The 665-nt window shown below is 56.2% G+C and carries 1 protein-coding gene; it reads left to right on the top strand.

The genetic code is table 11. From position 1 onward, the window contains the following. On the top strand, positions 1-665 hold a 665-nt coding region (locus ACEQ81_RS18620), incomplete at both ends, for an HYR domain-containing protein (RefSeq protein WP_411032430.1).

The raw sequence follows: 665 nt of genomic DNA on the forward strand, positions 1-665 counted from the left end.
CCGGGGACCATTACAAGGACCTATAGCGTAACGGACGAGGCGGGCAACAGCATCACCGTTACCCAGGATATAACGGTCGACGATACGACGGATCCTGTGATCAACTGTCCGGCGGATATTACCCAGAACGTCGATGCGGGGCTTTCCACTGCGGTAGTTACCTATACGGCCCCTGTTGGCACGGACAATTGTGGAATAGCCAATACGGTACAGATAGCGGGACTTGTTTCAGGTTCGGCCTTCCCTGTGGGAACGACCACGAACACTTTTGAGGTAACGGACGATGCGGGCAATACGATGACCTGTAGCTTCGATGTCACGGTAGTGGACAGTGAGGCCCCTGTTATCAATTGTCCGGCGGACATTACCCAGGATACGGATGCTGGCGTGTGCGAGGCAGTGGTTACCTATACGGCCCCTGTGGGCACGGACAACAGTCCTGGTGCGGTGACGGTACAGATAGGGGGACTTCCCTCCGGGTCGACCTTCCCTATAGGAACGACGACGAACACTTTTGAGGTAACGGATGCTACCGGACTTACGGCCACATGTAGCTTTGATGTTACGATAGAGGACAATGAGGACCCGACGGCGAGCGATCCTGCGGGTATCACGGTGGAATGTATCGGCGACGTACCGGCCAGCGACATCACGGTGGTGACCGA

This window comes from Spongiimicrobium sp. 3-5, assembly GCF_046557915.1.
Lineage (GTDB): Bacteria > Bacteroidota > Bacteroidia > Flavobacteriales > Flavobacteriaceae > JBHEBG01.